At 66.3% G+C, this 18,418-nt stretch carries 16 protein-coding genes; 15 read left to right on the top strand and 1 reads right to left on the bottom strand.

Annotated features, from left to right (window positions below):
• Positions 1-24: 24 nt before the first annotated feature.
• The 15 genes from B2747_RS17435 (at position 25) to B2747_RS17365 (ending at position 17,249) form a co-directional block, all read left to right on the top strand.
• Positions 25-411 carry a hypothetical protein gene (locus B2747_RS17435; protein ID WP_291163937.1) on the top strand — a complete coding sequence of 129 codons (387 nt, stop codon included), beginning with the start codon at positions 25-27 and terminating at the stop codon, positions 409-411.
• Between the two features lie 77 nt (positions 412-488).
• The gene (locus B2747_RS17430; protein ID WP_291163934.1) at positions 489-1,331 is read left to right on the top strand and encodes a hypothetical protein; all 843 of its coding nucleotides are present in this window, start codon (positions 489-491) and stop codon (positions 1,329-1,331) included.
• Between the two features lie 68 nt (positions 1,332-1,399).
• The gene (locus tag B2747_RS17425) at positions 1,400-2,389 is read left to right on the top strand and encodes a hypothetical protein (RefSeq protein ID WP_291163931.1); all 990 of its coding nucleotides are present in this window, start codon (positions 1,400-1,402) and stop codon (positions 2,387-2,389) included.
• Between the two features lie 240 nt (positions 2,390-2,629).
• The gene (pilM, locus tag B2747_RS17420) at positions 2,630-3,670 is read left to right on the top strand and encodes a type IV pilus assembly protein PilM (RefSeq protein ID WP_291163928.1); all 1,041 of its coding nucleotides are present in this window, start codon (positions 2,630-2,632) and stop codon (positions 3,668-3,670) included.
• A gap of 11 nt (positions 3,671-3,681) precedes the next feature.
• Positions 3,682-4,443 (top strand): PilN domain-containing protein, encoded by a 762-nt coding sequence (locus B2747_RS17415; RefSeq protein ID WP_291163925.1) that lies wholly within the window; start codon positions 3,682-3,684, stop codon positions 4,441-4,443.
• Positions 4,444-4,455: 12 nt separating this feature from the next.
• Positions 4,456-5,070: a type 4a pilus biogenesis protein PilO gene (locus B2747_RS17410; RefSeq protein ID WP_291163922.1), complete on the top strand. Its 615-nt coding sequence runs from the start codon at positions 4,456-4,458 to the stop codon at positions 5,068-5,070.
• Positions 5,067-5,576 carry a hypothetical protein gene (locus B2747_RS17405; protein WP_291163919.1) on the top strand — a complete coding sequence of 170 codons (510 nt, stop codon included), beginning with the start codon at positions 5,067-5,069 and terminating at the stop codon, positions 5,574-5,576. The genes B2747_RS17410 and B2747_RS17405 overlap by 4 nt, the downstream gene beginning before the upstream one ends.
• Before the next feature lie 23 nt (positions 5,577-5,599).
• On the top strand, positions 5,600-7,738 hold the full coding sequence (locus tag B2747_RS17400; protein ID WP_291163916.1) for a type IV pilus secretin family protein: 2,139 nt from the start codon (positions 5,600-5,602) through the stop codon (positions 7,736-7,738).
• A gap of 21 nt (positions 7,739-7,759) precedes the next feature.
• A complete protein-coding gene (locus tag B2747_RS17395) occupies positions 7,760-10,168 on the top strand; it encodes a YncE family protein (RefSeq protein WP_291163913.1) in 2,409 nt (802 codons plus the stop codon).
• A gap of 89 nt (positions 10,169-10,257) precedes the next feature.
• The gene (aroC, locus tag B2747_RS17390) at positions 10,258-11,457 is read left to right on the top strand and encodes a chorismate synthase (protein WP_291163910.1); all 1,200 of its coding nucleotides are present in this window, start codon (positions 10,258-10,260) and stop codon (positions 11,455-11,457) included.
• A complete protein-coding gene (locus tag B2747_RS17385) occupies positions 11,438-11,995 on the top strand; it encodes a shikimate kinase (protein ID WP_291163907.1) in 558 nt (185 codons plus the stop codon). The genes aroC and B2747_RS17385 overlap by 20 nt, the downstream gene beginning before the upstream one ends.
• A gap of 3 nt (positions 11,996-11,998) precedes the next feature.
• Positions 11,999-12,427 (top strand): DUF494 family protein, encoded by a 429-nt coding sequence (locus tag B2747_RS17380; protein WP_291163904.1) that lies wholly within the window; start codon positions 11,999-12,001, stop codon positions 12,425-12,427.
• Between the two features lie 4 nt (positions 12,428-12,431).
• Positions 12,432-14,936, top strand: coding sequence for a type I DNA topoisomerase (topA, locus tag B2747_RS17375; protein WP_291163902.1), 2,505 nt, complete (start codon positions 12,432-12,434; stop codon positions 14,934-14,936).
• Positions 14,890-16,293 carry a methylenetetrahydrofolate--tRNA-(uracil(54)-C(5))-methyltransferase (FADH(2)-oxidizing) TrmFO gene (trmFO, locus tag B2747_RS17370; RefSeq protein WP_343125918.1) on the top strand — a complete coding sequence of 468 codons (1,404 nt, stop codon included), beginning with the start codon at positions 14,890-14,892 and terminating at the stop codon, positions 16,291-16,293. The genes topA and trmFO overlap by 47 nt, the downstream gene beginning before the upstream one ends.
• A 2-nt stretch (positions 16,294-16,295) precedes the next feature.
• A complete protein-coding gene (locus B2747_RS17365) occupies positions 16,296-17,249 on the top strand; it encodes a tyrosine recombinase XerC (RefSeq protein WP_291163896.1) in 954 nt (317 codons plus the stop codon).
• A gap of 192 nt (positions 17,250-17,441) precedes the next feature.
• Here B2747_RS17365 and B2747_RS17360 read toward each other — a convergent pair whose 3' ends face one another.
• Positions 17,442-18,416: a threonine ammonia-lyase gene (locus B2747_RS17360; RefSeq protein ID WP_291163893.1), complete on the bottom strand. Its 975-nt coding sequence runs from the start codon at positions 18,414-18,416 to the stop codon at positions 17,442-17,444.
• Positions 18,417-18,418: the final 2 nt, after the last annotated feature.

The raw sequence follows: 18,418 nt of genomic DNA, 5'->3' as shown, positions 1-18,418 counted from the left end.
GGCCACGGGTGATACCGTGGCCCCATGTCACATCTGCCCACTCTCCGATCCGGGCGCGCGCTCGTCGAGTGCTGCGTGGCCATGGTGCTGCTGAGCGCCAGCGCCACGGTGGTGCTGCTGTTGGCCAACTCGTCGGCCATGCTCGTGAACAGCGCCCTCGCACAGGACGTGGCGCAGCGCACGCTGCTCTCACATAGCAGTGCGCTGCAGCTGCATGCCTGTGAGTCGTCGGCTTCAACCACGAATGAAGCGGTGCGGAATCGCTATACGGTGGATGGGACGGAGCAGCCGGACGGGCCGGCGCGACACGAGCGGCTGCGCCTGATGTGGCGACCCAGTGCGCTCGTCGTGTCGAATACTGGCCAAACCTGGCATGAGTTGTCGTCGCTGGGGGCTGCGTTATGCGAGTGAGGTCCGGGTCACTTCGCGCGGCGCGACGCCAAACAAGACGCCGCCGCCCTCGCGGCAGCAGCCTCATCGAGCTGCTGGTGGCCCTGCCGCTCATGGCGATCATGGGCAGCCTGGCCGTCATGCTGATGCTCTCCGTTGCGCGCTCCGCACGCACCCAGGGACGCACACTGCAGGTGTCGCGCGAGCTGCGGCATGCGGTGCTTGTGTTGTCGCACGATGTCGATCGATTGCGCGTGGGTGATGTGGTGGCGGTCAGTGACACGCTGCTCGAGTTCGACGCGGTATTGGCGGCGGCCGTGGTTTGCAATCGGCCGGCCCCTGATCAATTGGTGTTGGGCGACATGTCGGCGCTCAGCCCCTCGCCACTCGGCGTGGCGCGCCCCGGCGATGCGCTCACCGCTTGGCAACACGCGGCGTTCCCCACCGGCGGGGCACTGGTCAGCGCGCCAGTGCCCGCACGGATGGCGACCGGTACATGGAGCGCGCTGGGCCAGGGACCGTGCGGCGCAGCGGGTGACGGACTGCGTCTGCCGCGTTGGCGTACGGTGGTGGACTCCACCTGGGGGCCCGACCTCGCACCGGGTACGCCCGTGCTGCTGCAGCGTCGTACGCGTTACACGCACTACCGCAGCGATGGGCAATGGTGGATCGGTCGTCGCACGCTTGATGTGAGCGGATGGGAAACGGTCCAGCCGCTGGCCGGGCCACTCTACAGCGCCGTCGCCGGTGGTATGCGCATTCAGGCTGCGAACTGGCGGGGGGCGCCCACATCCAACGCCAGTGAGGCCGCGCTGCTGACGCTCACGCTGCGCGCGCCGCACACCACCGCCGGTCGCACCGTTGGCGCCGGCGATTCGGTGCAGGTGCAATTGGCGCTGCGCGGCGCGCCGCAGCCTGACTCGCTCCCGCCACAGCCATGAAGAGCAATGGGCAATCACGGCGAGGCCGCAGGCGAAAAGGTAGCACCCTGCCACTCACCATTGTGGTCGTGGCCAGTATCAGCCTGCTCGCCACCGGCCTGCTGCATACGGCATGGCGCGCGTCACGCAGCGCGGACTCCGCACGTCGCGCGCAGCAGGTGGTACGCGCACTCGACGAAGCCGCGGTGCAGGCGGTCGCCACGTACGCGCAGGATTCGCTGACGCGACATGACCTCGCACAACGTGTTTGGCGCCCGGATGCGCACGTCGAAGCCATTCGAGTGCGCTCGTCCTGGCAACGCACCCATCCGCTCGTCGCGTGGCTGGAACTCGATGCACAGCCCGCCGCCACCAGTGGTCCACCGGGAACTCTCGTTGCCCGCCGTACTGAACGGCGCGCCTTCTGGCTCGCACCGCCCGTCGTACCTCGCGAGTCGCCGCTCACCGCATTGGCCATGGTGGAGGGCGAAGACGGTGTAACAATCTCGGAGACCGCGCCCCTCGCCACGTCATGGTGTCCGGGCACGTATGTGCTGCCCAGTGTCCCGCCAGTCGTGGCGGCCGATGTCTCACCAGACAGCGGACGCCTGTGGTCCACCATGCCGGCATGGCGGGCCACGACGTCCGCACAGCGCGATGCCGTGGAGAACGGCTGGGCCGATGTACTGGCTCGGTTGCCGGCGCACGCCAACACCGACGCGGTGCAGTCGCCCATTTCCGACCCGGGTTGGCGCGCTCGCCGTTTCGACGTCCCATTGCTCACCCTTCGCGGTCCGCTGCGTTGGAACGGACTGCTGGTCGTCAACGGCAACGTCGTCATCGAAGGGCAAGTGGAGCTGCGAGGCCTGCTGATGGTGCGTCGTTCGCTTGATGCGCGCGCCGGGCAACTCACGGTGCACGGCGCCGTCATTGCGAATGACGCCGCGACCGATGTCGTGCAATTGGGCCCGTCTTCGCGCCTGCAGTTCGACCCCTGCGCAGTGGATCTCGCGCTGGCCACACTCGCCCGTCCGCGTGCCGCCGTGTTTGGCATTCGCACGCCAGGTCGAGGTTGGTGACCTATGTCACCGGATAACCGACACCCGGTCAGAAGGACCGACCCGTTGGAGGCTGAATGGGCCCGCACTGTCACAAAGTGGCACCGCACGCCCGTGAACCCCCCTGTGACCAGCGTTACCTCGTGAGTCGCGGGTCGTTTCAAGGGAGACAAGTCAGGTCCTGACAGGTCAATCTGTCCCTCAAGCCGTACGCCGCGCGGGACAGGCGGAATGCTCCTCACTGTGCAACCCCCCAGTCCCATGGCGCTCTTCGGTCGGAAGAAACTCACGGTCGGACTTGATGTCGGCTCAGGCCTCGTCAAGGCCGTCGTCATCGATCACAGCGGATCGAAGCCGGAGCTGGCGAAGGTCGTCATCACGCCGCTCAACGACACGGTCATCGTGGAAGGCGAAGTCATGGACCACGGTATCGTGGCCGACGCCATCCGCCAGACCATCGCCGCGACGGGCGTCAAGACGAAGCACATCGTGGCCGCCGTCGGCGGACGCGATGTCATCGTCAAGAAGATTCAGATGGAGCGCGTGAAGGAGCAGCAGGCGCGTGAGCTGATGCGCTGGGAAGCGGAACAGCACGTGCCCTTTGACATGGACTCCGTCGAGCTCGACTTCCAGGTGCTCGACCCCGACGGCGATGGCCTCGACATGAGCGTGTTGCTCGTGGCTGCCAAGCGTGAACTCGTCGAGACGCGGCAGAATCTGCTGCAGGAAGCCGGTGCGCCGGCTTCGGTCATCGACGTCGACGCGTTCGCGCTGCACAACGCCTTCGAGACCAACTATCCCGATGCCATGAACGGGACGGTGGCGCTGCTCAACATCGGCAACGAAGCCACCAACCTCAACATCCTCGACGACGGCACGCCCATTCTCACGCGCGATCTGGGCGTGGGTACGCGGCGCTTCCGCGAGGACTTGCAGCGCGAAGGCCTGAGCGCGGATGAAGCCGAAGACCTGCTGCGTGGCGGCGAGTCACATCACCTGCTTCAGAACATCATCGCCATGCGCGGTGAAGAACTCGCCATCGGCCTCGAGCGCGCTGCGACCTTCCTCGCTACTTCGTCGCGCAGCTTCGGCGCCATCCGCGCGGTGTACGCCTGCGGTGGTGGAAGCCGAGTGCCGGGTCTGTTGCCCTGGCTGGCTGATCGTCTGCGCATGCCGGTGCAGCCGGCCAACGCCCTGGCCCAGCTCACGGTGCGTGAGGGAGCCATGGAATTCCTCTCCACGGACGAAGTCGCCCCGCTGCTCATGCTGCCGGTGGGCCTCGCCCTTCGCGCGGCCGCCTGAGGATCCCGCCCATGATGATTCAGATCAATCTCCTGCCCGGCGCGAAGAAGGGCACGCGGACCTCGGGTGTCGCGGGCCTCGCGTCATCGCTCAGCGCCCTCGGGGGCGGCGTCAAGGACCCGTGGCTGCTCGGTGCAGCCGCGTCGGTCGTGGTGGCCGTCGCCTCCGTCGGTTTCCTCTTCACCGCGCAGAACGCCCGCGCCGCCGAACTCGGCGAGCGCCTCGATCGCGCGGTACGCGATTCGACGCGCTACGAGAAGGTGCTGTCGGCGCGCTACAAGCTCACGAGCGAGCGCGACTCCGTGTATCGCCAGCTGCAGATCATTCGCACCATCGACGACAACCGCTACAACTGGGCGCACATCCTCGATGAAGTGAGCCGCGCGCTGCCGGCCTACACCTGGCTGACGTCGCTTGAACAGACCAGCGATGCGCCATTGCCTCCGGGTGGGGATTCGGCGGTGACGGCCGCGGCACCGGCTGCGGCTGCCGCCGCGAAGAAGGAGGCCAAGGCCAAGGCGGTCGCCGACACGATTGCCGTGCATCATCCGCTCGAATTCAAGCTCGTCGGGCAGACGGTGGACATTCAGGCCCTCACGATGTTCATGCGGCAGCTCGAAAGCTCGCCCTTCATCCAGAAGGTCGCGCTCACGAAGTCGGAAATCGTGATCGTCGACAGCAAGGACGTCACGCAGTTCGAGCTGAAGGCCGAATACGAAGTGCCCCCGAAGGGCGTCATCCAGACGACGCCGCTTGTTGTCCCCGTGCGCTGAACCGAGTCGATCATGTCCATTCTCCCAACAGCCCAGCGGGACCAGGTCAAGCTGCTGATTGCCTTCGCGGCGCTCGCTCTGGCGTTCCTGTACTGGATGTATCCCTACGCCTCCACCAACGAGCAGCTCGCGCTTGATGAAACGCGCATCGAGCAGCTCGAGGAAGCCAATCTCAAGGCGGCCCGCGAGTTCGCGAGCGGCTCCATCGAGTCGTTGCGCACTCAAGCCGCCGAGAATCGCTCGGCACTCACCGTCATGCGTCGTCTCGTGCCGACGGGCAACGAAGTGCCCGCTTTGCTCGAGGAAGTCAGCACGGCGGCACGCCGCGCCGGCCTGGATGTGGGCGGCGTGATGCCGGAGCCGGTCATTGCCGGTGAGCGCTTCGATACCTACCGCTACACCGTCACCATCATCGGCGGCTATCACCAGGTGGGCGAGTTCCTCGCCAACGTGGGCTCGCTGCCGCGCATCGTGGCGCCGGTCAAGTTCAGCATTGCCATGGGTGCACAGCGCGCCTCGTCGAGTCTGCGCACCAGTCAGAAGGACGCGCTCGCGTCCACCATCACGCTGCAAACGTACGTGGAAAAGACGGCGCCCGCGCGCGCCGCGAAGGAGCGTTCGTCATGATCCGTCCTCTCGCGCTCAGTGCCCTCGCGTTCGTCGCCATGTCGGCGGCGTCGCTCGGTGCCCAGTCGGCCGCGCCCGTCAAGACGCGTACAGTGTCCGGTGAGTCGGCCGGCGTGGTGGCGCCCAGCGCCAGTCCTGCCGCCAACACGAAGGGCGACAAGGCGCCGTCGGAAATCGTGATTGCCCGCGAGACCTACTCGTACAGCAGCGGGGGTCGCCGCGACCCGTACAAGTCGCTCATGTCGAGCAGCGACATCCGTCCGCTGCTCAGCGATCTGCGCCTCGTGGCCGTCGCCTTCGATCCCGATGGCAACAACTCCGTCGCCATTCTCCGCGACAGTTTCTCGAAAGTGCAGTACCGCGTGCGCGCGGGCCAGCAGCTGGGCCGCCTGCGTGTGAGTGCCATCAAGCAGAAGGCTGTGCAGTTCACCATCGAAGAATTCGGATTCAATCGGCAGGAAACGCTGCCGCTGAGCAGCGACACGACGAAAGCGAGGAACCCATGATGGGACCGACGACCGTTGCGGTGATGACCGCGCTCCTGGTGCACGGCGCTCCGGTGCCCACCGCACCCCTGGCGCGCACCGTATCTCCGGCCCCTGTGGCCACCACACCTGACAATGCGGTCCGTGGCCGCGTGCGCGCCATCGAAGTGGCGCCGTCCGAAGGCGGCGCCGTGGTGGCGCTGGCTGTCGACGCCGGGGTCAGCCTCGCGCATTTCACGCTCGACAATCCGTCGCGCATTGTAGTCGACTTGGGTGGGGCCAGCCTCGCCATTCCGTCCAACTATGACGGCAAGGCTCGCGGCGCCGTGCGCAACGTGCGCCTCTCGCAGTACCGCGCCGATACGGTGCGCATCGTCATCGATCTCGATCAGACGCACTCTTACGTCATCGAGCGGGACGGCGACATCGTGCGCCTGCTGGTCGATGCACCGGTGGCGCAGTTCGCGCGCTGGGGCTCCAAGAACTTCACCGGTGCCACCACCACGGCGGTGGCTGCCGGCAAGCTGGAACTGAACACGGCCGCACCCGCCGAGACCACCGCGGTCAAGGCTGCTGCTGTTGAGGCTTCCGCTACAACGGCTCCCGAGCCCACGGCTGCCGCTGTTTCCACGGTCGCTGCCGACAACTCCCCGCTCACTCCCCGCACGCTCGCCACGACCGAAACCGTGGCCGCCGCGCGCCGTCAGCCGCAGAAGCCGCGCATCACCGTCAGCTACGATGGCACGAACATCCGCGACGTGATCGCGGCCTTCGCGACCTTCTCCGGCCGCACCATCGTGGTGGGCAAGGACGTCGACGGCCTGGTCACGGCCGACATCGCCGACAAGCCCTGGGATGTGGCCCTTCAGGCCATCCTGCAGTCGCAGGGTCTGGCCGCCACTGAAGACGCCAGCGGCATCATTACGGTGGACAGCTACCAGCGTCTCGCCACCAATCAGGCGCTTGAGCCGCTCGTCACGCAGATCGTCGACATCAACTACGCCAAGGCGGCCACGCTGCGAAACACCGTGTCGGCGCTGCTGGCCCGCGATTGCTCGCAGATCTCCACGGCGCAGACTGGTCAGCAGATGGGTCTCCCCATGCAGGGCGGACAGATGGGCGGACAGGCCGGCCAGCAGCAGGGTGGTCAGGGCTGCGTGGTACGCGGCTCAGTGGCCGCCGACAGCGCCACCAACAAGCTGATCATCACCGAAGTGCCGTCGCGTCTGCCGGAAATCGTGGCCCGCATTCAGCAGCTCGATATCCGCACGCCGCAGGTAGCTATCAAGGCCAAGATCGTGTTCGTGAATCGCACGGGCATCCAGGACATCGGCCTGGCCTACGATCTGGGTACCGGCAACAAGCAGTTCTTCCAGCAGCTGGTGCCGCGCACCGATCCGAACACGCTCTCGCCCGTCGACACCGATGGTGATGGAGTGCCCGATGCCATGGGCGGCGGCACACCCTTCCAGGGCCCGGCGCGCATCAACCTCGGTGGCAATGCCATCGCCGGTATCGCGAACGCCAACAACGCCATCAAGCCGAACGCGCTCAACCTGATCTACAGCACCGCGCTGGGTCGCTATCAGCTGACGGCCTTCCTCAACGCGCTCCAGACCTCATCGCTGGCTGATGTGCAGTCGGAGCCCAGCATCACCATCCTCAACAATCGCAGCGCCGAGATCTTCGTCGGTCAGGAGATTCCCATCCGCGTCATCGACGCCGGTGGTCAGGGTGCGCAGGGTGGTCAGGGTGGTGGTGGCGGTGCCGGCGGCCAGGCGCCGAATGCGGCGGCCTTCTTCCCCCGCGCCGCGGTCTCCAAGGAAGAAGCCGGCATCAAGCTCTCGGTCACGCCGCAGATCACCAACAACAAGATGGTGATGCTCAACATCAAGGCCGAGAACTCGAGCGCTGAACTCGCCGCCACCGATGTGGGCGTGATCTTCAACCGCCAGCGCGCCGAGTCGCAGGTGCTGGTGGCCGACGGCGAGGCCGCGGTCATCGGCGGCCTCACGGTCACCGAGACGACGCGCTTCCGCAGCGGCATCCCGGTGCTCATGAACCTGCCGTTCATCGGTCGCCTGTTCTCGCAGAACACCAAGAATGAAACCAAGCGCGACCTGCTCATCCTGGTCACGCCGCACATTCTCGACGAAGGCATTTCGCCGCCGCCGGGCCGCTGACGCGACGAGGACTTGAATCCCATGCCCGCACATTCGCCCCGGGGCGCCCACGCGCGCCCCACACCCCGCCGGCTGCTCGGCCTGGCCGTCCTCGCGACGTCCGCGCTGTTGAGTGCCTGCGACGGTGACGAAGTAATCGATCCGCCCTTCCGCGACGAAATCAAGCCGCGGGTGCAGATGGCCAAGGGCAATCCCACCGCCGACTCCCTGTTGGCGGTCACCATCAACGCCACTGACAACATCGGACTGAAGCGCGTCCGCCTGCTGCTCACTGGTGGTGTGACGGCCGAGTACGACACGGTCATGACGAGCGCGGTCACCACGCTCACCATCAACGTGAACGTGCGCGTCCCGTCCAACGCGCCCATCGGGGCGACGGTGACGGCGCGTGCACTGGCCGTCGATGGCGCAGGCAACGCGTCGGATACGGCCCGTGTGGCCCTCACCGTCGGCAACCTCGAGCCGCCGCAGGCCCTTATCACCAGTCCCACCGCCGGTTCGCCGGTGGTGAGCGGAAAGGCCGTGGTGCTTTCGCTGTCCGGCAAGGCGCGCTACAAGGTGCGCACGCTGGGCTATCAGATTGCCGGCGCCTTCGTCGTTCAGGATTCCGTCAGCTACACCTCGCCGCTCCGCGATTCCATCTCGGTGCTCGACACGCTGGTGTTGCCCGACTCGGTGCGTGGCGCGACCATCCAGGTCACGCCCTTCATCACCGATTCGCTCAATCAGCGGGTGCTGGGCAACCCGGTGTCGTACGCAGTGAAGAGCCCGGCCAACGCCAACACCGTGCCCGTGGTGCGGACCGGCGTCTCAGGCCGCGTGGAAATCACCGACACCGTATTCGTGGAAGCCACCGATCCGGTGGGCATCACCACGCTCGGCTACGAAGTCCGCACGCTCACGGGGCAACTCGTGACAGCCGACTCCGTGTCCAGCAACGGCGCCTTCACCACGCTGGTGCGCACCTTCCGCACCCGCATCCCGGTGAACGTGTTCCCCACGCAGGTCACGGTGGCGGGCTTCGCCCGCAACGCCAACGGCCGCCGCGATGTGGCGCGCTTCCCGTCGGGTGGTCAGCGCAGCGACACGGTGCAGGTCGTGGCCGGCTATACCAATCCGCTGCCGGCGGGTGGACAGATTGCCGACGCGCTCTATGTGCCGCGCACCGACCGTCTCTACCTGTCCAACATCGAGCGCAATGTGCTCGAGGTGTACAACCTCGCGGACTCCACCTTCCTGTCGCCGGTCATCGTGGGCTCGCGTCCCTGGGGCCTGGCCGCGTGGCCGCGCAATCGCGACGGCGTGATGGGTGACACCATCCTCGTGGCCAACTCGGGTGGTACGAACGTCAGCTACGTGAATCTCAACGCGGGCAACACGGGACGCGAAGTCTATCGCTATCCGCTGCCCAACCTGATCGCGTACAGCATCACCACCATCCGCTCGGCCACCACCGATCAGCTGATCACGCAGCGCACGGTGTACGACTTCTCCGATCGCCCGCAGTATCTGGCGGCGACGTGCAATGGTGGTACTGCACCAGGCAGCCCCTGCGGCGACGTGATCCTGGCGTACTCCACCACGCCAACGCCCGGTCAGTCGCGGCCCTTCCCGAATCAGGGCACCCTGCGCTGGGAGAACCTGAACAAGGCCTCGTCGCACTTCTTCTTCGAGCAGGCCATGGGCACGAGCGAAGGCCGCGCGGACACGCTCGAAGTGGAGCGCTTCGCCGCCGGCGGCGTTGGGAGTGACTCGCTGCTGGTGCCGTACAAGCAGCGCGTCCAGCGTGCCGATGGCAGTGCCTTCGACTTCTCCATCGTCGTGCGCATCGATCAGCTGGCCTTCCGCGACACCACCTTCACGCGCAACTCGGGCAACTTCCGCCGCGCCGTGTTCGGTGAGGGCGGGCCGGTGTTGGGCAGCCGCGCCATGACCTACGACGCGACGATGGGTCTCGACCCCACGCCGCCCATCCCCGTCATCGACCGCGGCATCTCGCGGCCGCTCGACGTGACCGACTTCATCGCCAACACCTTCGCCCGCGTCCAAGGCGTCGGCATCAACTTCGATGGCGAACTGAATGCGGTGAAGGGCGACTCCACGTATCTCTTCGATCGCACACTGCGCCTGCAGGGCATCCTGCAGTCACGGGCGAGCACGGGTGGCCTCGACTTCCATCCGCTCAATCGCGGTGCGAATTCCACGCCGCTCCGCACCCGTCTGGCCTTCGTGGCCTCCAGTGAGCCGGTCATCGATGTGTACGATACCTACTGCTATCGCCGCATCGCGCAGGTGCCCATCCGGGATCCGATCATCGGTCCCATCAAGTCCACGGTGCGCCCCAATGGCCAGCTCGTGCTGGTCGGCGCCACCGTCCGCGGGGTGACGCTCGTCTCCCTCGGCGACAACTTCACGACCACCTGCCTGTAAGGGCGGGGCGGAGTGGGGGAGGAAAAGGCAGGCGGTCCCCCCGGGTCGCCTGTCTTTTCTTTTGAGGCCCTGTCTGCCTACGTTGCGACATGGCCTCGCTTCGCTTCACCACCGCCGGGGAATCCCACGGCCCCGCGCTTGTTTCCGTGCTCGAGGGCATGCCAGCCGGCGTGCCTGTACTTGCTGCCGACATCGACACTCAGCTTGCCCGACGGCAGCAGGGGTACGGTCGCGGGCGCCGCATGCAGATCGAAACCGATCGCATCGAGTTCCTCTCGGGTGTGCGTGCCGGAGAGACCCTCGGCTCGCCGGTCGCCATGCTCATTCGCAATACCGACTGGCGCAACTGGCAGGAGATCATGGACCCCGCCCCGCGAGAGGGCGACGCCGAGGGCCCACGCAAGCGCCATGTGACACGCGTCCGACCCGGTCACGCCGATCTCACCGGTCTGCTCAAGTACGACCGGCAGGACGCGCGTGACATTCTCGAGCGCGCCTCGGCACGCGAGACCACGGCCCGGGTGGCCGCGGGGGCCCTCTGCCGCGTGCTGCTGCGCGAAGTCGGGGTGAGCATCGGCTCTCACCTCGTGCATCTCGGCGGCATCGATGCGCGTCGTCCGACCGACATGCCGGCGGATCTGAACGCGGCCGCTGATGCGTCGCCGCTGCGTACGCTCGACCCCGAGGCGGAAGCGCAGATGATCGCCCGCATCGACGCCGCCAAGAAGGAGGGCAATACGCTGGGGGGCATCTGCGAGGTGGTGGTAAGTGGTCTGCCAGTTGGCCTGGGCTCGCATGTGTCCTGGGACCGTCGCCTGGACGGCCGACTGGGGCAGGCCATGCTGTCCATACCGGCCGTGAAGGGCGTGGAGATCGGCCTGGGCTTCGAAACGGCCCGTCGGACGGGTGCTGAGGTGCATGACGAGATCGAGGCCGCCCCGGGCCGTACACGGGCCGGCCACGTACGCCGCGCCAGCAATCGCGCAGGTGGCACCGAGGGCGGCATGAGCACCGGCGAGGATCTTGTCGTCCGCGTGGCCATGAAGCCCATTTCCACCCTCATGCGCCCTCTGGGCACGGTGGACGTGGCCACGGGGCAGGCGGCACAGGCCGTCGCGGAGCGCAGTGATGTCACGGCGGTGCCGGCCATGGGGGTCATTGCCGAGGCCATGGCAGCCTTTGTGCTGGCCGATGCCCTGCTCGAAAAAGTTGGCGGCGATTCGCTGGCCGAGGTGCAGCGCAATCTCGAGGCCTATCTGGCTCGGCTCGATGAACGCGTGGAACGCTGAGGGCGCGCAGATCGACGGGCATCTGGTGCTCGTCGGTCTGCCGGGCTCGGGCAAGTCCACAGTGGGCCGGACGGTGGCCAAGCGGCTTGGGCGCCCCTTTCTCGACTACGACGTGGAAATCGAGCGGCGGGTGGGCATGTCGGTGGCGCGCTTTTTTGCCGAGCGGGGCGAACCGGCCTTTCGGGAGCTCGAGGTGGACCTGACCCGCGAACTGGCGGCCGCGCCGCCCATGGTGCTGGCTCCTGGCGGCGGCTGGGTAACCAATCCGGGCGTCATGGAACTGCTGAGGCCGCCAGGCCGCATCATTCATCTGCGAATCAGTCCGGCCGAAGCCGTCCGTCGATTGTCGCGATCCCGGGTGGTCCGGCCACTGCTGCAGCAAGCGGACCCAGCCATAAAAATGCAGGCCCTTTGGGAGGCCCGCGGTCCGCTTTATGCGCAGGCTGATCTGGAGGTAAACGTGGAAACTCTTTCACAGCAACAAGTTATGGAAACCGTCCAAGCGCTTGCCCGCGATGGGACGCCGAGGATAGGTTAGGAAATGGACGAACGCTGGACACCGGTTGTAGCCGAACTACGGGAGCGCTTTGCCGCCGACACGGATATCGTGGAGGTGGAAGCCTACCTGTCGTCGCAAGGATACGACCGTCGTCAGATTGGTGAGATTCTTTCTTTACTGTATCGCGATACTGTGTCGTCCCGGAGCTGGGTCGACACGGCCGGAACGCGGAACGTCCCGTTGCGGGTACAAGGCCCACATGAGCGCGGCCGGTTCACGGCTGAAGCCTGGGGCTACCTTGTTCTCATGCACGCCTCGGGGACCGTGAACCAAACCGACTTCGAGCAACTTGTGGAGCGTGCGCTCGTCCATGTGGATGGTCGCATCGGGCTCGCTGAAATCCGCGCAGTCGCGGAACAGAGCGGGTTCGACGATGGCGCCGTGGGCGGCGAGCGTCCCCTGATTCACTGAACTGATGCCAGCAAAGAAGGCAGCACCCAAGAAGGCCGCCAAAACGGTAAAGGCCGCGGCGCCGGTGTCATCGGCTGCCGCGCCTGCCCGCAAGGCCGCCAAAAAAGCCGCAGCCAAAAAGACCAGCGCGAGCAAAGCGGTGGCCAAGAAGGCGGCTGCCCGTCGCAGCGCCGCCGTCGAGGAACCGGAGGATCTTGAACCGGCGCCCGCTGGTGGAACCGCGCTGGTCATCGTCGAGTCGCCCACCAAGGCCAAGAACATCGGCAAGTATCTGGGGCGCGGCTACACCGTGCGCGCCACGGTGGGCCATGTCCGCGACCTGCCGGCCAAGAAGCTCGGCATCGACATCGACAAGGGCTTTGCGCCCGAGTACGTGACGATCGAGGGCAAGGAGGACATCCTCACCGACCTCAAGAAGCTGGCGAAGGGCGCCCGCGAGATCTTCATCGCCACCGACCCTGATCGCGAAGGGGAGGCCATCGGCTGGCACGTGGAGCAGTATCTCACGCAGCCGAAGCGCCACGCGGTGTCCGCGCCCATCCGTCGTGTGATGTTCCACGAGGTCACCAAGGACGCGGTCATTCGCTCGCTGGCCAAGCCCATCGACATCGACACCCGCAAGGTGGAGGCCCAGCAGGCCCGCCGCGTGCTCGATCGCCTCGTGGGCTACAAGGCCAGTCCGGTGCTCTGGAAGACCGTCAAGAAGGGGCTTAGCGCCGGCCGTGTGCAAACGGTCGCGCTGCGGCTCATCGTCGAGCGGGAGCGCGAAATTCGCGCGTTCACGCCCGTCGAGTACTGGAGCGTGGCCGCCGACCTGCAGAAGGGGCAGCAGCCCTTCACGGCCAAGCTGCATCAGATCGATGGCAAGAAGCCGGAGATCTCCAACGGCAGCGAAGCCGATCGCATTCTCGCCGACCTCAAGGGACGCAAGGAACTCGTCGTCACCGAGGTCAAGCGCCGCGAGCGGCGCAAGAATCCGGCGGCACCGTTCACCACGTCCACGCTGCAGCAGGAAGCCGCCAAGAAGCTGAACTTCGGCTCCAAGCGCACCATGCGCCTGGCGCAGGATCTGTACGAAGGCATCGACATCGGCATCGACGGCGCCACGGGTCTCATTACCTACATGCGTACCGACTCCACGCGTGTAAGTGAGGACGCGGCCAATGCGGCGCGCGAGTCGCTGCGGGCACAGTTCGGCGACGATCACCTCGCGCCCACGGCGCAGCTCTATCCCAGCGCCAAGTCGAACGCGCAGGACGCCCACGAGGGCGTGCGCCCCACCGATCCCTCGCGTCGTCCCGAGTCGGTGCAGAAGTTCCTCACGGCCGACCAGTTCAAGCTCTATCAGCTCATCTGGCAGCGCTTCATGGCCTCGCAGATGGCGCCGGCGGTGTTCGACACCACCACGGTGGACTTCGACGTGCCCGCCGGTGGCCGCCAGTACCTGTTCCGCGCCACGGGCTCGGTGATCAAGTTCCAGGGCTTCCTCGCGCTCTATCGCGAGGCGCGTGAAGAGGGAGACGCCAAGGCTCTCGAAGACGAACAGGCGCTGCCGGTGCTCGACGTCGACGAAAAGGTGCCGGTCAAGGCCATCACCTCGTCGCAGCACTTCACCGAGCCGCCGCCGCGCTTCTCTGAAGCCTCGCTCGTCAAGGAACTCGAGCGACTGGGCATCGGCCGTCCGTCCACCTACTCCTCCATCATCTCGGTGCTCGAGGAGCGACGCTATGTGTCCAAGGACCAGCGGCGCTTCTTCCCCACCGAGCTCGGCGAGACCGTCGAGAAGGTGATGGTCAAGAAGTTCCCCGACATTTTCAACGTGGGCTTCACCGCGCAGATGGAGGAGGAGCTCGACAAGATTGCCGACGGCGAGATCGATTGGGTGCACGCGCTGGGCGATTTCTGGACGCCCTTCCAGCGCACACTCAACGACAACGACCTCGACGCACTCATTGGCGAGGCCTACGACCTCTCCGGACTCGCCAAGGAAAAGTGTCCGGAGTGCGGTGGCAAGCTCGTGGCCAAGGGCGGTTTCTTCGGGCCCTTCGTGGCCTGCGAGAATCACCCCAAGGCCTGCAAGTACACGCGCCCCATCAAGGGCGAGAAAAAGCCGGCGGAGCTGACCAAGTATCTCTGCCAGGAGTGCGGCGCGCCCATGGTGGTGCGTCATGGGCGCTCGGGCGACTTCCTCGGCTGCAGCAAGTTCCCGAAGTGCCGCGGTACGCGCAGCATGCCCACCGGCATCATGTGTCCCAAGGATGGCGGCGAGATTGCCGAGCGGCGCAGCAAGAAGCGCGGCAAGGCCTTCTACGGCTGCGAGAACTATCCCAACTGCGACTTTGTGGTGTGGGACAAGCCCGTGGCGGACACCTGCCCCGAGTGCAACTACCTGGGGGCCGAGGCCAAGTCCAACAAGACGCGTGGGGCCTTCCGCAAGTGCATCAAGTGCGGCAACGAGTGGGATGTGCCCTCGCCGGAGGACGCGGCCGAGGTGGCGGAAGTGGCGTGAGCGGCCGGTGACCATTCACGTCATCGGCGGCGGTCTCGCCGGCAGTGAGGCCGCGTGGCAGTTGGCAGAGCGCGGCCACGATGTGGTGGTGCACGAGATGCGCCCCGTGCGCGGCACGGCGGCGCACCGCACCGAGCGCCTGGGCGAGCTGGTGTGCTCCAACACATTCAAGAGCACCGAAACCAGCAACGCGCACGGCCTGCTCAAGGCCGAGATGCGTGCGCTGGGCTCGCTCATCCTCTCCTGCGCTGACGATGCGCGTGTGCCGGGTGGCACCGCGCTCACCGTGGACCGTGAGATCTTCTCGCAGGGCGTGCATGAACGGCTGCACGCGCATCCGCGTATCACGGTGTCGCGCGAAGAAGTCACCGCGTTGCCTGACGTGGGCGTGGTGGCCACCGGCCCGCTCACAAGTGATGCCCTCGCCGAGACCATTCGCACACGATTGGGTGTGGAGTCGCTGGCGTTCTACGATGCCATCGCGCCGGTGGTGAGTCTCGAGTCCATCAATCAGGACATTGCCTTCCGCGCCTCGCGCTGGGGCAAGGAAACGATGGACGGGGCAGGGGAGGAAGGCGCCTATCTCAACTGCCCGTTCACGAAGGACGAGTACGAGGCGTTCATCGACGCGCTTACCACCGCCGACCAGTTTACTGCGCACGAGTTCGACAGCGTGCCGTACTTCGAGGGCTGCATGCCCGTCGAGGAAATGGCGCGCCGCGGACGCGAAAGTCTGCGCTTCGGTCCCATGAAGCCCATTGGGCTGCGCGATCCGCGCAACGACAGCAAGCCGTGGGCGGTGGCGCAGTTGCGCATGGAGGACCGCGCCGGTCGCATGTGGAACCTGGTGGGCTTTCAGACGCGGCTGCGCATTCCCGAGCAGGCGCGCGTGTTTCGCATGATTCCCGGCCTGGCCGACGCCGAGTTCCTGCGCTTCGGCAGCATCCATCGCAACAGCTATGTGAATGCGCCGGCCGCGCTCACGCCGCATTTGTCATTGCGCGATGCCCCCACCACCATGTTTGCCGGACAGATCACCGGGGTGGAAGGCTACACCGAAAGCAGCGCCACGGGACTGCTGGCCGGCATCAATCTTTCGCGCATGCTGCGTGGCGAGGAGCCGGTCGTGCCGCCGCCCACCACCATGATGGGTGCGCTGTACCGCTACCTGCGTGAGGCCGACCCGAAGCACTTCCAGCCCATGAACGCCAACTTCGGCTTGCTGGAGGAGCTCACGGATGTGCCGGCCCGCGTGCTCAAGGACAAGACGCGCAAGCGCGAACTGTATGCGGAACGCGGGCTCGCGCATATGGCCGCCTGGCGTGACGAGCACGCGTTGGGCACGGTCGCGGTCTGACCATGTCTGAGGGAGCCGAAGCGCCGCTCCCAACCGAGATTGCCGAGTTCCTCGTGCATCTCGAGAAAGCGCGCGACCTCTCGCCCAACACCGTGTCGGCCTACACGCGCGACCTGCGCGAGTTCAGCACCTGGCTGGCGGCCACGCATGGTGCAGCCGGCTGGCAGTGGGATGCGCTGACGCGCACGCACATTCGCGGCTATTTGGCGCACCTCACCCGGCGCGGTCTGGCCAAGCGCTCCATCGCGCGGCAGCTCTCGGCGGTGCGCAGCTTCTACAAATGGATGCACCGGGACGAGCGCGTGGATGTGAACCCTGCGCGCGCCGTGCCGACGCCGCGTCTGCCGCGCACGCTGCCCGCCTATCTCGACCGGCAGCAGGCCGAGGTGCTGTTGCAGCATGCCGCCACGCGTGCGCAGAGTCTGGACTTTACCGACGTGCGCAACCTCGCCATGCTCGAGCTGTTCTATTCGAGCGGACTGCGTTTGAGCGAGCTGCGCGGGGTGGACCTCACCGATCTCGATCTCGTTTCGCAGCAGGTCAAGGTGCGGGGCAAGGGCCGCAAGGAACGCATCGTGCCGGTGGGCGATCATGCCAAGCAGGCGCTGCGCAATTATCTGGTCAAGCGCGATGTCCTGCTGGCCAAGCTGGCCGGCTCCCCACGCGCGCGCCTGGCCCGCGGCGCCGTGTTTCTCAGCGAGCGTGGTGCGCGCATCAGTGCACGGGCCGTGCAGCATGCCATGGTGGGGCTCATGCAGGCGGTGAGCGAAGGTGCCGATCTTACCACCCACTCGCTGCGGCACACCTTTGCCACGCACCTCGTGGACGCCGGCGCCGACCTGCGCGCGGTGCAGGAGTTGCTCGGCCACGCCAGCATCAGCACCACGCAGATCTACACGCACACCAGCGTCGACCGCCTCAAGAAGGTGTACAGGCAGGCGCACCCGCGGGCCTAGGCCGGTTTAACTCAAAACTTGGAACTTCTACTCAAAGTTCAGAGCTAACCGGACTATCGGTCAGCTTTGAGCTTTGGGTTCAAGTACGGAGTCGTAAGTCACGCCAACCATCTACTCGAAACTCGAACCCACAACTCGCAACTGATCAGTTTCGAGTTGTGAGTTTGAGTAGCGAGTCATGGGTCGAATCGGCTACGGTTTCCCACCCGCAAGCACCACCGCCGCCCGCTCCGCATCGAGATTGCCCCCGCACATCACGATTCCAACCCGCTGCCCGGCCAGTCGCGGCGCAAGCAGTCTGAGCCCGGCCAGCCCCGCCGCGCCCGCACCTTCCGGCAAGTTGTGCGTGATACGCCACAGATCGCGCACCGCCTGCGCGATCGCGGGTTCACTCGCCAGCACAAAGTCCGTGAGCCCCCGACGCAGCGCATCGAACGTCAGCTCGTATGTCGAGCCTGTCGCAATGCCCTCGGCAAACGTGGCTACCGGTGCATTGGCCCGCGGTGTTCCATCGTGCCAGGCATCGTGCTGCGCACTCGCCCCCGCGCTTTGCACCGCGTACACTGCCAGCCCGGGCTTGCGATGCGCCGCCACGACCGAAGCGCCCACCGCCTGCGAGCCGCCGCCAAGCGCAATCACCAGCGCATCGAGGTCCGGCACCACATCCAGCCACTCGTCGGTCATGGTGCCGGCGCCGGCCAGCACCTCGCGGTGATTGGTGGAGTGCACCAGCGTTCGCTCTTCGCGCAGCGCGATGTCCCGGCAGGCCGCCACGGTCTCGTCGTAACGCGCACCCACTTCCACCAGCGTGGCGCCCAATGACCGGATGGTGGCGTTCTTCTCCGGGTTGTTGCCCGTCGGCACGCAAATGGTCACCGCCACATCACGCGCGGCGCCCGCCCAGGCCAGGCCCAGTCCGTGGTTGCCGGTGGTGGCGGCCACCACGCCACGTCGTGCTGCCTCTGGCGAAAGTGCCGTGATACTCGCGGTGCCGTTGCGCACCTTGAAACTGCCGGTGGGCAAGTGGTTCTCGTGCTTCACATACACGCGGATGCCAAAGCCCACCAACTCATCCAGCAGCGGGTAGTGGCGCACCGGCGACGGGTCAAAGAATGGCCGCAGGCGCTCACGCGCGGACGCAACATCGGCGTAGGCAATCGGGTACATTC

This window comes from Gemmatimonas sp. UBA7669 (genome assembly GCF_002483225.1).
Lineage (GTDB): Bacteria > Gemmatimonadota > Gemmatimonadetes > Gemmatimonadales > Gemmatimonadaceae > Gemmatimonas.
The sequence above is the reverse complement of the archived record's forward strand: the minus strand, read 5'-3'. Positions and strand labels throughout refer to the sequence as shown.

Coding starts and splice junctions, on each gene's coding strand:
- B2747_RS17415 (WP_291163925.1), top strand. CDS start 3,682: ATGATGATTCAGATCAATCTCCTGCCCGGCGCGAAGAAGGGCACGCGG.
- pilM (WP_291163928.1), top strand. CDS start 2,630: ATGGCGCTCTTCGGTCGGAAGAAACTCACGGTCGGACTTGATGTCGGC.
- B2747_RS17410 (WP_291163922.1), top strand. CDS start 4,456: ATGTCCATTCTCCCAACAGCCCAGCGGGACCAGGTCAAGCTGCTGATT.
- trmFO (WP_343125918.1), top strand. CDS start 14,890: ATGTGCCCTCGCCGGAGGACGCGGCCGAGGTGGCGGAAGTGGCGTGAG.
- B2747_RS17395 (WP_291163913.1), top strand. CDS start 7,760: ATGCCCGCACATTCGCCCCGGGGCGCCCACGCGCGCCCCACACCCCGC.
- B2747_RS17400 (WP_291163916.1), top strand. CDS start 5,600: ATGACCGCGCTCCTGGTGCACGGCGCTCCGGTGCCCACCGCACCCCTG.
- B2747_RS17360 (WP_291163893.1), bottom strand. CDS start 18,416: ATGTACCCGATTGCCTACGCCGATGTTGCGTCCGCGCGTGAGCGCCTG.
- B2747_RS17405 (WP_291163919.1), top strand. CDS start 5,067: ATGATCCGTCCTCTCGCGCTCAGTGCCCTCGCGTTCGTCGCCATGTCG.
- aroC (WP_291163910.1), top strand. CDS start 10,258: ATGGCCTCGCTTCGCTTCACCACCGCCGGGGAATCCCACGGCCCCGCG.
- B2747_RS17435 (WP_291163937.1), top strand. CDS start 25: ATGTCACATCTGCCCACTCTCCGATCCGGGCGCGCGCTCGTCGAGTGC.
- topA (WP_291163902.1), top strand. CDS start 12,432: ATGCCAGCAAAGAAGGCAGCACCCAAGAAGGCCGCCAAAACGGTAAAG.
- B2747_RS17380 (WP_291163904.1), top strand. CDS start 11,999: ATGGACGAACGCTGGACACCGGTTGTAGCCGAACTACGGGAGCGCTTT.
- B2747_RS17365 (WP_291163896.1), top strand. CDS start 16,296: ATGTCTGAGGGAGCCGAAGCGCCGCTCCCAACCGAGATTGCCGAGTTC.
- B2747_RS17385 (WP_291163907.1), top strand. CDS start 11,438: ATGAACGCGTGGAACGCTGAGGGCGCGCAGATCGACGGGCATCTGGTG.